The following is a 12700-nucleotide window of genomic DNA, read 5'->3' as shown; positions in this document are numbered from 1 at the left end:
TGATTTCCACCTTTATGTCCTTTGTGCAAGAAAAGTTGAATTTTGGGCAAAATTCGACATAAAATAAAGGTTAATTTTGAATAAACGTCAGAAAATCACAATCTAATTGGCGAAGATGGCGGCGGGTAAACGATAGCGTTATAATGCCCCAAGGAGAACCCTATACGGTGGTAAAGCATGGGCGTCTACATATTCACTCCCGAAGACCTCCTTAGATACGGAACGATAACCGAGGAACAGCTTGAGATCTTAAAGGATGCCCTCCTTGAGAGGAAGGACATCTTAATCGTTGGCTCAAGCAGGTCTGGAAAGACCAAACTCGTCGAGGCTCTGATCCATCTGATACCTGATGACAGGAAGGTTGCTGTAATAACCGCCTACAGCGAATTCAAGCCATTCAAACCGAATATCGTTGTTATAGACACTCAATTTGACCCCGAGAGCCTTGAGAAGCGCACCAAGGATGTTATCGAAAAAATAAAGCGCATAAACCCGGACTACATCGTCATAGACACCATCCACACCGTCCACGTGCCCACGATTCTGGACGAGCTCCTTGATGACTACACATTCATAGCAACCTCGCTAACAATCTCTGGCGATATAATCGAGGAAGTCAAGCACTGGCTAAGGGCCAGCAATGACGTCATGAGCAAGTTTGATATTGTGGTCGAACTCAAGAGGGACTTCAGAACTGGAACCAGGAAGATCAACAGGATATATGCTGTCAAAAAGTCGGGAGAAAAAGTGGAGCTCGAGCCGCTTCTTTAAGGTTATTTCCTTATCCTCTTAAGGTCCTTGTGTATCTCTTCCTTCAGTTTGCGGTAGTATTCCATGGATAGATAGCCCCTTTTCCAGCCGGCATAGAGAGTCACGTTGAACAGAACGGTTATCAGAACTGCTATCAGGAGGGAGTTTACAGTAACACCACCGATAGTCTTCTGGGTTCTTCGGAACATGCCGAGGGAAACATAGTCGTCCACCGTCATTTGTCTCATAGGGAGGTTCTCAACCCTGATGGTGCCGTTCTCCGGAGTCAGCGAGAGCATGTGGTTCCAAGTCACGACGTAGACCTTCACGTGGGTTCCCTTCTCGGTGCAGTCTGGGATGGTCTGCCCGTTCCAGAGGCAGCTCTCGTCGGGCTGTATCGTTGCCCATACATCGGTGTGCTCGTAGGTTTGGAGATATACACTGTTATTGTCTGGGTAGATCTTCACGGCCTCTATATCGTAAGTGTTCCCGTTGTAGACCAAGGAACGGAAGAAGTGGTAGAGCCTGTCGATTATCGTGTTGTGAAAATACTCGTCCTCCCATACGATGTAGTAGTAGATGTTACCTTTTATGTCCACCATGTATAGAATTCCGTAAGGTTCATCTCCGGGGAAGGTGTGGATGATGGGGGTATACTCTTGAATCTTGGCGCTTTCCCATGGGAGGTAGCCCTCGAGGGAATATCCGCTAGTGTAGAGTCCAACACTCCAAAATATCAGAAGATTGATGAAAAGCCACAGTGCAATCCATATTTTCTTTGCCATTACTTTCACTGGAGAAATATAAAGGGAGCATCAGGCCTTAAGCTTTTCTATGACCACCCTCAGGTTGTCGAGCATCTCCCTTATGTCGTCGAATGTCATGTAGCCCATGTTTCCAATCCTGAATGTCTTTTCAGCGACGCTTCCATAGCCCTTGGCGAGCTCAAAGCCCCTCTCGCGCATGGCGTTGTAGACGTCAACGCCCTTCATTCCCTCAGGAACGACGACGGCAGTGATGGTTGGGCTCTCGTAGCCTGGCTCGGCGAGGATTCCGAGGCCCATCTCCTTGACGCCCTCGCGTATCATCTCACTCCTCTTCCTGTACATATCGAGCCAGGCACCTTTGCCGCCCATCTTCTCGATTATCCTGAGGACGACGTTGAGGCCAAATATCTGTGGGAGTGGTGGGGTTGAGGGCGTTCCCTTCTTCTTCTCGTTGAACTTCTTGTAGAGCGGCAGGTCGAAGTACCAGCCGCGCTCGGGCATCCTCTCGGCGATCTCAAAGACTCTCTCACTAACGGCGGCAACCGCTAATCCTGGTGGAACACCGAAGGCTTTCTGGCTGCTCGCGAAGATAAGATCGATGTCCCACTTGTCAAACTTGATGTCCGCTCCACCCATGGCAGAGACGGCATCGACGAAGAGGAGCTTGTCGTGCTCCTTGACGACCTTAGCAAGCTCCGGAAGCGGGTTAAGAACACCAGTGCTCGTCTCGTTGTAGGTTATGGTGACCGCGTGAACGTCAGGGTTCTTCTTGAGGACTTCATCAAGCTCCTCTGGTTTGATGGCCTTTCCAGGTTCCTTTTCAAATACAACGGCGTTCCTTCCGTTGGTGTTGACGACGTCAGCAAAGCGCTTTCCGAACGCACCAATGATCGTGACGAGAACTTTTCCACCGCGCGGAATGGTGTTTCTCACAGCGGCCTCCATGAAGCCCGTTCCGGAGCTCGGAAAGAGGATTACCTCGCCTTTATCGGCCTCAAGGAAGGCCTTGAGCCTGTTGAGGATATCAACGTGAACTTCCTTTGCCTCAGCCGAGCGGTGGCTGAACATCTGGACGCTCATTATCGCGAGAACCTCCGGGAAACAAGCAACAGGACCTGCTGTGAAGAGCTTGTACTTCGGCCTGACTATTTCATAAAGCTCCCTGTAAGCTTCCTCATACTCCATGTCGAACCTGAGCTCCATCAGCATCACCTCGGCGGGGGTTGGAAGGGAAATATAAAAATGGTTCGTTAGTCCCTTCACGTGGCTTATCGAAGCTATGTTCGTTTCGCCGGCAATAAAATGAAGAATTTTCGACCTAGCCAAGACTTTTAAAAGTTCCACCCTAACGTTTAGAAGGGGGTTTGATGGAACGCAAACGCCTGGCTGGAATAATCCTGCTCATCATCTCTGCCTTCACAGGAACGATAGCTTTCCGCCTCGCGACTCCGGCGATAGCCTTCTATACAAGGAACATTCTCCAGGCCTCAATGCTTTCGGTCTCCATTGTTTCCATGTCATTTGTCCTGGCAAGGGCATTTTCGTCTGTTCTTGGTGGTCTCGCCCTTGAGAGAGGCAGGAAGCTCGTTTACATAGGAGCACTGGCTATGATTGGTAACGCTCTGGCGGTCCATCTCTACCCCATCACAAGCACCTGGGTTCAGGTGGCCGGAATAAAGCTTCTCAACGGCTTCCTCAATGGATTGAGCTGGCCAATGGCTCAATTCGTCATAGCAGTAACTACACCAAACGAGATAAGGGCAAGGGTCACATCAATTTACTTCCTCTTTGGCAGTATAGCTTCACTCCTCGGCAACTATGTTTACGCCTACACCATTAACTTTGGCTTGTCCGGTCAAATGTGGATTGCCTCTGTATTCTTTGTATTCACCGGCGTGATAATGATCCTTGCCTACTTCCTACTCTACGGCTGGATAGTGCCCAAGAGAAAGAAAACGCCCGATGGGGAGAAGCCGAGCCTCAACCCAAAAAGGATTCTCATAATCGCGTCGTTGATGGCGATCATAGTTGCCTTTACATCTGGCGAGATAACCTATATCTATGTTTCCGAAGCTTTGGGTATGGACAAAGCTAGGACAGCGATGCTTATCGGATGGGCAGGCTTTTTATCGGCACTCCTCAGCTACGTCATTTCCTGGCTCGCCGACGTCAGGAGCGAGAGAAGGATGGTTGTTCTGACGTCAGTTATGGCAGCGATCTCCCCAATCCTCGCTGCCGTAAAGACTGCTCCGACAGTTTTTCTCGGCATATTTATGGCTCTCTTAGCCTTCCAGAGCTTCAGACCGGTTTCGAGGAAAGTCTTGGCTTCATACTACCGCTCTTCGTTGGCTATAGGGGGTGTGAACGGAATTCAGAACCTCTCGACCTTCGCTGGGGGAATGCTCTTCGGCCTGGCCTACTCTCTCGGGGAGATAAGTGTTGGCGTAACGTTGAACCTCGCCCTGCTTTCCTTCCTGCCGTTTTCACTGGCACTCCTTCGGGAGTCCGTTAAGCTTAAAGGGACTGGAGAGTAAGATGGGGTGACGGGCTTTCCAAAACTTTTATAAGCCACTCCACTCGCCTAAGTTTAGGCTTAGCTTACGCTCATTTGGAGGTGAGAGTATGGGACTGAGACCAGCCAAGATTGATAGGGACGTTGACAAGCCCGCTTACACAAGGAGGGAATACATACGTGGTGCCCCTGGACCGAAGATAACCATCTTCGACATGGGCAATCTTTCCGCCGAGTTCCAGTATGAGGTGAGCCTTCACGCTGAGCAGGCCATGCAGATAAGGCAGAACGCCCTTGAGGCCATCCGTATACAAGTCAACAGGTACCTCCAGAAGAACGTCGGTAGGAGCAACTACCACTTCAAGATAAGGGTCTACCCGTTCCAGGTCCTCCGTGAGAACCCGATGGCTACCGGGAGGAAGGCAGACCGTTACGGTAACGGTATGCGCAGGCCCTTCGGAAAGCCCATCGGACTTGCCGCTCGCGTCAAGAAGGACCAGAAGATACTCACCGTCTGGGTCAACGAGGGCCACCTCAAGTTCGCCCTCGAGGCAATGCGCAGGGCTGCCATGAAGCTCCCCTACAGCGCCTACTACAGGATCTACGACAAGGAAGGCAACGACATTACCAGCAAGGTTCTCTCGACCATGAAACGCTGACGCACAACGCTAAAGCGCAGCGCTGGAGCGCTTCTTCCTTGCTCCTTTTTCTGTTCGAGTTTTGCAGTATATTCATAGATGATTATTAACGATGTCGCTCTAATTTTGTGCATAGTGATGATTCCTCACGTGCAAGGGGTGTTGATTTCATTTAACTTTAAGTTCGATAAGTCCAAATAATTATTAATACCAACGTCTAAACTTCTTTGGTGGGATGATGGTAAGCTCTCACTTCAGGAACATTCTGCTCAAGCTTGGCATCCCTGAGGAGCGATTATCGGTCCTCGAGGGTAAGGGGGGTGTCGTCGAAGACGAATTCGAGGGCATCAGATACGTCCGCTTCCGCGATTCTGCCAAAGGCTTCAGGCGTGGAACTGTCGCCTTCGAGAACGGTGATGTTGTTCTTGGCTTCCCCCACATAAAGCGCATCGTCCAGCTTGAGAATGGGATAAGACGTGTCTTCAGGAACAAGCCCTTCTATGTGGAGGAGAAGGTCGATGGATACAACGTTAGGGTCGTTAAAGTGAGAGATAAGGTTCTCGCCATCACAAGAGGAGGTTTCGTCTGTCCATTCACGACGGAGAGGGTTGAGGACTTCATAAATTTCGACTTCTTCAGGGACTACCCGAACCTCGTTCTGGCTGGGGAGATGGCTGGACCTGAAAGTCCTTACCTCGTTGAAGGTCCGCCCTACGTGAAGGAGGATATTCAGTTCTTCCTCTTTGACATCCAGGAGAAAGGGGGTGGGAAGAGCCTTTCCGTAGAGGAAAGGCTGAAGCTCGCTGAAGAATACGGAATTCCCCATGTTGAAGTGTTCGGAGTTTATGATCGACGCCGCATCGACGACCTCTACGACCTCATTGAGATGCTCCACAGCGAGAGAAGGGAAGGAATCGTCATGAAGAGCCCCAACATGAAGAGAATCGCGAAGTACGTAACGCCCTACGCCAACATCAACGATATCAGGATAGGCTCGCATATCTTCTTCGACCTGCCGCATGGCTACTTCATGCAGAGGATTAAACGTCTCGCATTCTACCTCGCGGAGAAGCACGTAAAGGGCGAGGAGTTCGACGAGTACGCCAAGGCCCTTGGAAAAGCTCTTCTGAGGCCTTTTGTGGAGAGCATCCATGAGGTTGCCAACAGCGGCGAGGTCGAGGAGGTCTTCACGGTGAGGGTCAAGAACATAACGACCGCCCATAAAATGATGACCCACTTTGAGGGGCTAGGGGTCAAGATCCACATCGAGGACATCGAGGACTTGAAGAACGGCTACTGGAGGATAACCTTCAAGCGAGTCTACCCAGATGCCACGAGCGAGATTAGAGAACTGTGGAACGGGCTGGCGTTTGTGGATTAATTACTCCTTCTTTTTTGCCAGCGCTGAAGCTTTTGGAGAAAGCTTCACCAAAAGTTGGTAGCTCTCCGACCTTATAATGCTAAGGGGGGTTTCTCTTTTGTGTTTTCGTTGGATTGAAGAGAACAACGATTAAGTACCAGCTTATCCGTGGGTTTGCATCTTTTCGACGCCCGAAGGGCGTCCTCTTGAGATAAACCCCTTTTTATGAGGGAGTTCCCAGGGCTTCTCTATAATATTGCTCTTGGAATAATAAACCCAAGAAAAAGATTGGCTATGCTTTAATGAGCTACGAACTTTGATGAAACTTTGCCCTGCAAAGTTTCTTTGCAAAAAATTTGTACACCTCCAAACCCAAAAAAGGGTGGAAGGGTTCGAAAGCCTTTTAAATAGTCTCCATAGACCCCACTTCAGCGTTGAAGTTACCATAGCGAAGGATGACGGAAAAATGGCCTGGCACATCTTCATTCCGGATTCGCTACTAGAAGAGACCGATGACCCGAAAATCAGGACGTACAAGGTTGGGCAGATAGCAAGGGCAGCAGCAATATTCGGTATCGAGCACATCTGGATTTACAGGGCCGGCGGGAAGGACGGAAGGTTCATCAAGCTCATCCTCGAGTATGCGGAAACGCCCCAGTACCTCAGGAAGAGGCTCTTTCCCCTCATGCCTGAACTCAAGTACGTTGGCGTGATTCCCCCGCTTAGAACGCCCCACCACAAGCTCAAAGGCAAGCCCAAGGTTGGAGAAATCCGTGAGGGCTTCGCCTTCAGGAGGGGGCGGAGGGTCTACGCCGACATCGGTCTCGACGAGCTCGCTTTGGTAGGGGGGGACGTTGAGGGGCGTGCAACGTTCAGAATTGTCTCAACGAGGCCGCTCAGGGTCATACCAGCGAAGCCAGAAGAGTACTGGGGATACAGGGTGCACCTCACGAAAAAGTCCTTAGCAAAAACACTTAAAAAGGCCGGGCTTGACTTGGCAATCGCCACCTCCAGGAAGGGGCAAGACATTCGAGAGGTGAAGCTTCCCCCGCTCGAGGGGGAGGTCGGATTCATCTTCGGCTCACCGAGGAAGGGTGTGATGGAGCTCCTCGGCGAGGAGGATTATTCCTTTGATCTAATCCTCAACACCATTCCAAATCAGCGGACAGCTACCGTCCGCACCGAGGAGGCCGTGCTGGCCACCCTCGCGGTGTTTAATCTCATAAGGAGGGATTGAGATGGGAAAAATACACAGGCCAAGGAGAGGTTCACTGGCTTACTCCCCGAGAAAGAGGGCTAAGAGCATAGTTCCGAGAATCAGGAAGTGGCCGAAGGACAGTGAGGTCAGGATGCTCGGTTTCGCCGGCTACAAGGCCGGCATGACCCACATCCTCATGATAGACGACAGGCCAGGGCTCACCAAGGGCAAGGAAATATTCATGCCGGTCACGGTAGTCGAGGTCCCGCCGCTCTTCGTCTACGGCATCAGGGCCTACAGGCAGGGCTACCTCGGACTTGAGACAGCCACCGAGGTCTGGTTCCACGAGCTCAACGACTACGTCAAGAGGAGGATAAAGACCCTGCCGAAGGACTACAACGAGGAGGCCTTCCAGGCCAAGCTTGGCCAGCTCGAGGACCTCGTTAACGACGGCGAGATAGTTGACGTTAGGCTTCTCGTCCACACTCAGCCGTGGCTCATCAAGCTCAAGAAGAAGCCCGAGGTCATGGAGTACGCCATCGGCGGTGACGACGTCAAGGCCAAGTTTGACTACGCCAAGGAGAAGATAGGCAAGGAGCTCCGCGCGAGCGAGGTTCTCCACGAGGGAGAGCTTCTCGACGTCATAGCAGTCACCAAGGGCAAGGGAACCCAGGGTCCAGTCAAGAGGTGGGGAATAAAGATCCAGTTCCACAAGGCCCAGAGGGCTGGAAAGGGTAGGCACGTCGGCAACCTTGGTCCATGGCACCCGACCAGGGTCATGTGGACCGTCCCGCAGGCTGGACAGATGGGCTTCCACCACAGGACTGAGTTCAACAAGAGGCTCATCGCCATAGGCGAGAACGGCAAGCTCAAGCTCGACGAGAAGAACGAGATAGAGATTACCCCGAAGGGAGGCTTCCCGCACTACGGCATCATAAGGAGCGACTTCCTCATGATACAGGGTACTATACCGGGTTCCTTCAAGAGGATAATCAGGGTCAGGCCGGCTATAAGGCCGCCGAAGAAGAAGCCGCCCGTTGAGAGGCCGCAGATAACCTACATCAGTAGGGAATCCAAGCAGTGAGGTGAGATAGATGAAGGTTAAGGTTTTCAATCTCGAAGGCGAGCCAGTCGAGGAGATAGAGCTTCCAAATGTCTTCGCCACTCCCTTCAGGCCCGACCTCATCAGGAGGGCTGTCATTGCCTCATGGACCCACAGAATTCAGCCCCAGGGTAGGGACCCGCTCGCTGGAAAGAGAAGGGTCACCGAGAACATCGGAAAGGGCCACGGAATGGCAAGGGTTGAGAGGATAAAGACCTCTCCGAGGTTTGCCGCCTTCGTCCCATTCGCGAGGGGTGGAAGGAGGACCCACCCGCCAAAGGTCGAGAAGATAATCTGGGAGGATATCAACAAGAAGGAGCGCAGGCTCGCCATCATGAGCGCCATAGCTGCCACCGCCAACTACGACCTTGTTAGGGCTAGAGGTCACATCGTTGACAACGTCCCGCAGGTTCCGCTCGTTGTCGTTGACGACCTCGAGAAGGTCTTCAAGACCGCCCAGACTAGGGAGATCTTCAAGAAGCTCGGCGTCTGGGATGACATAGAGAGAGCCAAGAAGAATACCAAGATAAGGGCCGGTAAGGGTAAGATGCGCGGAAGGCGCTACAAGAAGGCCAAGGGCCCGCTCATCGTTGTCGCCAAGAACGAGGGAATCGTCCAGGGAGCCAGGAACCACCCGGGTGTTGACGTCGTCACCGTCGAGAACCTCGGCGTCGAGCTGCTCGCTCCGGGTACCCACCCGGGAAGGCTCACCATCTGGACCAAGGGCGCTATAGAGAGGCTTAGGGAGATTTACGGGTGATGAGAGATGGACCCATACAAGGTTATTATCAGGCCGGTCGTCACCGAGAAGGCCGTTGCCATGATCGAGAACGAGAACAAGCTCACCTTCATAGTTGACAGGCGCGCCACCAAGCAGGACATCAAGAGGGCCGTGGAAGCGATGTTCGACGTCAAGGTCGAGAAGGTCAACACCCTCATCACCATGAGGGGAGAGAAGAAGGCCTATGTGAAGCTCAAGCCTGAGTACAGTGCAAGTGAGATTGCTGCCAGGATAGGATTGTTCTGACGGGGTGAGTGAGATGGGAAAGAGTTTGATTCAGCAGAGGAGAGGTAAGGGAACCACGACCTTTAGGGCCCCCTCCCACAGGTACAGGGGTGCCGTCAGGTACGTTCCGCTCAACCTGACAAAGGAGAAGACCCTCGTCGGTAAGGTCGTTGAGATACTCCACGACCCTGGAAGGACCGCTCCAGTGGCTCGCGTCAAGTTCGAGAACGGCATGGAGAAGCTCATTATCGCTCCCGAGGGAATCCTCGTCGGTGAGGAGATTGCCATAGGGCCGAACGCTCCAATCAAGATAGGCAACACCCTCCCGCTTGCCATGATACCAGAGGGAAGCTATGTCTATGACATAGAGGGAACCCCTGGAGACGGCGGTAAGTACGTTCGCGCTGGCGGTGTCTACGCCCTCGTCGTCAGCAGGGAGAAGGACAAGGTCATCGTCCAGCTCCCGAGCGGCGAGCTCAAGCAGTTCAACCCAATGTGCAGGGCCACCATTGGTGTCGTTGCAGGTGGTGGTAGGCTCGAGAAGCCTATCGTCAAGGCAGGAAAGGCATACTACATCGCCAAGGCGAGGAACAGGTTCTGGCCGAAGCCGAGGGGTGTCAAGATGAACGCCGTCAACCACCCACACGGTGGTAAGGAGCACCACATCGGAAGGCCAAGCACCGTTTCGAGGCGCGCTCCGCCTGGAAGGAAGGTCGGTCACATAGCCGCGAGAAGAACTGGTAGGAGGAAGTGAAGATGGCGAGAAAGAAGGAGTTTAGGTATAGGGGTTACACCTTCGAGGAACTGCTCAACATGTCACTTGAGGACTTTGCTAAGCTCCTCCCTGCGAGGCAGAGGAGGAGCCTTAAGAGGGGTCTCAGCCCCGAGCAGAAGAAGCTCCTCAGGAAGATCAGGCTTGCTAAGAAGGGCAAGTACAACAAGCCCATCAGGACCCACAGCAGGGACATGGTCATCCTTCCAGAGATGGTCGGCATGACCATTCACGTCTACAACGGAAAGGAATTCGTTCCAGTCGAGATTAAGGAGGAGATGATAGGCCACTACCTCGGTGAGTTTGCCCTCACGAGGAAGATCGTCCAGCACGGCTCGCCTGGTGTCGGTGCAACCAGGTCATCGATGTTCGTGGCCATCAAGTGAGGTGGTTTAGATGAGCAGGGGCAGGTTTTCCTACTCATTCCAAAATTTTGACCCCGAGAGGATGGCTCGTGCGAGCGGAAGGGACCTCAGGATTTCCCCGAAGCACAGCGTTGAGCTCCTGAGGGAGATAAAGGGCATGATGCTCAACGATGCACTCAAGTACCTTGACGACGTTATTGCCCTCAAGAGGCCGGTTCCAATGAGGCGCTTCAACGACAGCCAGGGTCACAAGCCGGGCAAGGGCTTCGGTCCAGGTCGCTACCCGGTCAAGGTCGCCAAGGCCGTTAAGAAAGTCCTCCTCAACGCCAAGAACAACGCAGAGCAGAAGGGTCTTGACCCGGACAGGCTCAAGATAATCCACGCTGCTGCCCACAGGGGACCAGTGCTCCGCGGATACATCCCGAGGGCCTTCGGAAGGGCCACACCGTTCAACGAGCAGACCACCCATATCGAGATAGTCGTTGAGGAGATTAGGAGGTGAGACGTTTGGCGATCGAGAGATACTTCATCAAGGAAGGCGTTAGGGAGATGCTCATCGACGAGTACCTTGAGAAGGAGCTTAGGCGCGCCGGTTATGGTGGTATAGACATCAAGAAGACCCCGCTCGGAACTAAGGTCATCATCTTCGCCGCCAACCCCGGTTATGTCATCGGAAGGGGCGGCAGGCGCATTAGGGAGCTCACCAGGATCCTTGAGAGGCAGTTTGGCCTCGAGAACCCGCAGATCGAGGTCGAGGAGATCAAGAACCCCTACCTCAACGCCAAGGTTCAGGCAGTCAGGCTCGCCCAGGCCCTTGAGAGGGGCGTCCACTTCAGGAGGGCAGCCTACGCTGCTATAAGGGCCATTATGAGAAACGGCGCTAGGGGCGTCGAGATAAGGATCAGCGGCAAACTCACCGGAGAGAGGGCCAAGAGTGTCAGGTTCTATCAGGGTTACCTTGCTAAGGTCGGAAACCCTGCCGAGACCCTCGTCAGCAAGGGTTATGCCCAGGCCCTGCTCAAGCTCGGCGTCATAGGTGTCAAGGTCTCCATCATGCCGCCCGACGCCAAGCTCCCGGACGAGATTGAGGTCATCGAGAAGCCCATCCAGGAAGAAGAGGTGAGTGAAGAATGAAGCCGAGCGAGATTAGAGAGATGAGCATTGAGGAGATCGACAAGAAGATTAGGGAGCTCCGCCTCGAGCTTGCCAAGGAGAGGGCTGTGCTCACCATGGGGGCCTCTCTTGAGAACCCCATGGTCATCCGCAACATCAGGCGCGATATCGCGCGCCTGCTTACCATAAAGAAAGAGAAGCTTAGGGAGAAAAGGTGATGGTTAGTGCCTAGGATTGTTAACCCTCTGGATGAGATGCTCTTTAAGGAGGTCCTGAAGGAGCAGCAGAGGATTAGAGTTTACATAGAGAAGGCCCGCTACGGAAAGCTTAAAACCATAATCGAGGGCATAGACGAGAAGGAGTTTGACCTCGAGGATATAGCCAAAAAGCTGAAGGCGAAGCTGGCATGCGGCGGAACGGTAAAGAAGGGAAGGATAGAGCTCCAGGGAGACCACAGAGAAAAGGTCAAGAAGTTGCTAGCAGACCTTGGATTTTCAGAGGACTTGATAGAAATCGAGTAACGGCGAAAAACATCCTCTGGCACGAGCTCATAGGGCTAAAAGCAAAAATTATAAGGGCATCTCATCCAGAGCTGGTTGGCATTGAGGGCTATGTCCTTGATGAGACGAGGAACACCCTCACCATATGCGGTGAGAGGGTCTGGGTTATCCCGAAGGACGTGGTGGAGCTCGAGTTTGAGGTTGGCGATAAAAGAATCCGGATCAACGGAAGGGAACTGATTGGAAGACCCGAGATGAGATTGAAGAAGAGGTGGAGACGATGAGAGAGATTGGATTGAAGATTCAGCCTCCCGCTGAGAAGTGTGATGACCCGCACTGCCCCTGGCACGGGAACCTCAAGATACACGGCAGATACTTTGAGGGCATCGTCATCAGCGACAAGCCCAAGAGGACCGTTACCGTTGAGAGGCAGCACTACCACTACCTCAAGAAGTACGAGAGGTATGAGCTAAGGAGGAGCAGGATACACGCACACAACCCACCGTGCATCAACGCCAAGCCCGGCGACAAGGTCCTCATTGCTGAGACCAGGCCGCTTAGCAAGACCAAGAGCTTCGTAGTCGTTGGCATACTTCAGAGGGCAGAGGAGAGGTGAT

Annotated in this window: 18 protein-coding genes; 16 read left to right on the top strand and 2 right to left on the bottom strand. The window is 52.8% G+C overall.

Annotation, left to right across the window (positions count from 1 at the left end):
• The first annotated feature begins 177 nt into the window (after positions 1-177).
• Positions 178-771 (top strand): ATPase, T2SS/T4P/T4SS family, encoded by a 594-nt coding sequence (locus tag E3E33_RS04340; RefSeq protein ID WP_012571016.1) that lies wholly within the window; start codon positions 178-180, stop codon positions 769-771.
• Positions 772-773: 2 nt separating this feature from the next.
• On the opposite strand, the gene E3E33_RS04335 is transcribed toward E3E33_RS04340, so the two are convergent.
• Positions 774-1535 (bottom strand): hypothetical protein, encoded by a 762-nt coding sequence (locus E3E33_RS04335; protein ID WP_167711029.1) that lies wholly within the window; start codon positions 1533-1535, stop codon positions 774-776.
• A 30-nt stretch (positions 1536-1565) separates the two neighbouring features.
• A complete protein-coding gene (locus tag E3E33_RS04330; protein ID WP_167711143.1) occupies positions 1566-2720 on the bottom strand; it encodes an alanine--glyoxylate aminotransferase family protein in 1155 nt (384 codons plus the stop codon).
• Between the two features lie 164 nt (positions 2721-2884).
• On the opposite strand from E3E33_RS04330, the gene E3E33_RS04325 reads away from it, so the two are divergent.
• The 15 genes from E3E33_RS04325 to E3E33_RS04255 all read left to right on the top strand — a co-directional run bounded on the left by E3E33_RS04325 (position 2885) and on the right by E3E33_RS04255 (position 12699).
• Entirely contained in the window at positions 2885-4051 is a 1167-nt protein-coding gene (locus E3E33_RS04325) for an MFS transporter (protein WP_167711031.1), read from the top strand.
• Between the two features lie 88 nt (positions 4052-4139).
• Positions 4140-4688 (top strand): 50S ribosomal protein L16, encoded by a 549-nt coding sequence (locus E3E33_RS04320; protein WP_012571020.1) that lies wholly within the window; start codon positions 4140-4142, stop codon positions 4686-4688.
• Positions 4689-4905: 217 nt separating this feature from the next.
• Positions 4906-6048, top strand: a complete 1143-nt coding sequence (locus E3E33_RS04315; RefSeq protein ID WP_167711033.1) for an RNA ligase — start codon at positions 4906-4908, stop codon at positions 6046-6048.
• Positions 6049-6493: 445 nt separating this feature from the next.
• Positions 6494-7264 (top strand): putative RNA uridine N3 methyltransferase, encoded by a 771-nt coding sequence (locus E3E33_RS04310; RefSeq protein WP_048055009.1) that lies wholly within the window; start codon positions 6494-6496, stop codon positions 7262-7264.
• Between the two features lies 1 nt (position 7265).
• A complete protein-coding gene (locus E3E33_RS04305) occupies positions 7266-8309 on the top strand; it encodes a 50S ribosomal protein L3 (RefSeq protein WP_012571023.1) in 1044 nt (347 codons plus the stop codon).
• Positions 8310-8319: 10 nt separating this feature from the next.
• Positions 8320-9087 carry a 50S ribosomal protein L4 gene (gene rpl4p / locus E3E33_RS04300; RefSeq protein WP_167711034.1) on the top strand — a complete coding sequence of 256 codons (768 nt, stop codon included), beginning with the start codon at positions 8320-8322 and terminating at the stop codon, positions 9085-9087.
• A 6-nt stretch (positions 9088-9093) separates the two neighbouring features.
• On the top strand, positions 9094-9354 hold the full coding sequence (locus tag E3E33_RS04295; protein ID WP_012571025.1) for a 50S ribosomal protein L23: 261 nt from the start codon (positions 9094-9096) through the stop codon (positions 9352-9354).
• 13 nt (positions 9355-9367) lie between these two features.
• Entirely contained in the window at positions 9368-10087 is a 720-nt protein-coding gene (locus tag E3E33_RS04290) for a 50S ribosomal protein L2 (RefSeq protein WP_012571026.1), read from the top strand.
• A 2-nt stretch (positions 10088-10089) separates the two neighbouring features.
• Positions 10090-10491 carry a 30S ribosomal protein S19 gene (locus tag E3E33_RS04285; RefSeq protein ID WP_012571027.1) on the top strand — a complete coding sequence of 134 codons (402 nt, stop codon included), beginning with the start codon at positions 10090-10092 and terminating at the stop codon, positions 10489-10491.
• A 10-nt stretch (positions 10492-10501) separates the two neighbouring features.
• Positions 10502-10972 (top strand): 50S ribosomal protein L22, encoded by a 471-nt coding sequence (gene rplV, locus E3E33_RS04280; RefSeq protein ID WP_012571028.1) that lies wholly within the window; start codon positions 10502-10504, stop codon positions 10970-10972.
• Between the two features lie 5 nt (positions 10973-10977).
• Complete coding sequence (rpsC, locus tag E3E33_RS04275; protein WP_012571029.1) at positions 10978-11604, top strand: 30S ribosomal protein S3; 627 nt, start codon at positions 10978-10980, stop codon at positions 11602-11604.
• Complete coding sequence (gene rpmC, locus E3E33_RS04270) at positions 11601-11801, top strand: 50S ribosomal protein L29 (protein WP_012571030.1); 201 nt, start codon at positions 11601-11603, stop codon at positions 11799-11801. The genes rpsC and rpmC overlap by 4 nt, the downstream gene beginning before the upstream one ends.
• A gap of 36 nt (positions 11802-11837) precedes the next feature.
• Positions 11838-12104, top strand: a complete 267-nt coding sequence (gene yciH, locus E3E33_RS04265) for a stress response translation initiation inhibitor YciH (protein ID WP_206203365.1) — start codon at positions 11838-11840, stop codon at positions 12102-12104.
• The gene (locus E3E33_RS04260) at positions 11990-12367 is read left to right on the top strand and encodes a ribonuclease P protein component 1 (RefSeq protein ID WP_012571032.1); all 378 of its coding nucleotides are present in this window, start codon (positions 11990-11992) and stop codon (positions 12365-12367) included. The genes yciH and E3E33_RS04260 overlap by 115 nt, the downstream gene beginning before the upstream one ends.
• Positions 12364-12699: a 30S ribosomal protein S17 gene (locus tag E3E33_RS04255; protein ID WP_012571033.1), complete on the top strand. Its 336-nt coding sequence runs from the start codon at positions 12364-12366 to the stop codon at positions 12697-12699. The genes E3E33_RS04260 and E3E33_RS04255 overlap by 4 nt, the downstream gene beginning before the upstream one ends.
• The last annotated feature ends 1 nt before the right edge of the window (position 12700 follow it).

Origin of the sequence: Thermococcus sp. GR5 (assembly GCF_012027535.1) — an archaeon.
Classification (GTDB): Archaea; Methanobacteriota_B; Thermococci; order Thermococcales; family Thermococcaceae; genus Thermococcus; species Thermococcus onnurineus.
This window is presented reverse-complemented; position numbering and strand designations above follow the sequence as displayed.